General features: G+C 49.2%; 1 protein-coding gene and 1 pseudogene. Both read left to right on the forward strand.

The features are described 5' to 3' along the window. On the forward strand, positions 1 to 1,071 hold a 1,071-nt coding region (gene fliF, locus R8O70_RS25315; protein WP_318184469.1), incomplete at its 5' end, for a flagellar basal-body MS-ring/collar protein FliF. Next, positions 1,064 to 1,365, forward strand: a pseudogene (locus R8O70_RS25320) (flagellar motor switch protein FliG); the annotation flags it as partial. The gene fliF and the pseudogene R8O70_RS25320, both read left to right, overlap by 8 nt.

Raw genomic sequence — 1,365 nt, forward strand, 5'->3', positions numbered from 1 at the left:
GTCGCGAGTGCCGTTCCAGGCATGAAGACATCGCGCATTACCGTCACTGATCAGCATGGACGTTTGTTGAGCTCTGGTTCGCAAGATCCGGCATCTGCCGCGCGTCGTAAAGAGCAAGAGTTAGAACGCAGCCAAGAACAAGCATTGCGTGAAAAAATCGACTCTGTTCTGTTGCCTATTCTTGGTTTTGGTAACTACACCGCGCAAGTGGATATCCAAATGGATTTCAGTGCGGTTGAGCAAACTCGTAAACGTTTCGACCCAAATACGCCATCGACCCGCAGCGAGTACGCGCTAGAAGATTACAACAACGGCAACATGGTAGCAGGCATTCCGGGTGCGCTTAGTAATCAGCCTCCGGCGGATGCTTCTATTCCGCAAGACGTCGCGCAAATGAAAGACGGCTCGGTAATGGGGCAAGGCTCTGTACGTAAAGAATCGACCCGCAACTTCGAGCTAGACACCACGATTAGCCATGAGCGTAAGCAAACGGGCACAGTGGCGCGCCAAACTGTTTCAGTTGCCATCAAAGACCGTCGCCAAGTTAATCCAGATACAGGTGAAGTGACTTACACACCAATGTCGGAAGGTGAAATCAACGCGATTCGTCAGGTGTTGATTGGCACCGTCGGCTTTGATCAATCTCGTGGTGATTTACTTAACGTATTGAGCGTCAAGTTTGCCGAGCCAGAAACCGAGCAGCTTGTTGACCAACCGATTTGGGAACACCCGAACTTCAACGATTGGGTTCGTTGGTTCGCCAGCGCTTTAGTTATCATCGTGGTTGTGCTTGTACTGGTTCGCCCTGCAATGAAGAAACTGCTTAACCCAGCTGGTGATGACGACGATGAAATGTACGGCCCAGACGGTTTGCCAATTGGTGCCGATGGCGAAACCAGCCTAATTGGTAGCGACATTGAAAGCAGTGAGCTGTTTGAATTTGGTTCAAGTATCGATCTGCCTAACCTTCATAAAGATGAAGACGTACTGAAAGCGGTTCGTGCACTTGTAGCGAACGAACCAGAGCTAGCGGCTCAAGTTGTGAAAAACTGGATGAACGAAAATGGCTAACGATATCGTACCTCAAGATGAAAACGGCGCAGGCATGCCAGTTGAGTTTGATGCCTCCACCATTACTGGTGAAGAGAAAGCGGCCATTTTGTTATTAAGTCTGAATGAGCAAGATGCGGCTGGCATCATCCGTCATTTAGAACCGAAACAAGTACAGCGCGTTGGTAGTGCAATGGCGCGTGCAAAAGATTTAAGCCAAGAGAAAGTATCGGCGGTGCACCGTACGTTTTTGGAAGATATCCAGAAATACACCAACATTGGTATGGGCAGCGAAGACTTTATGCGTAATGCCTT

Origin of the sequence: Vibrio sp. 779(2023), assembly GCF_033344285.1 — a bacterium.
Lineage (GTDB): Bacteria > Pseudomonadota > Gammaproteobacteria > Enterobacterales > Vibrionaceae > Vibrio > Vibrio alginolyticus.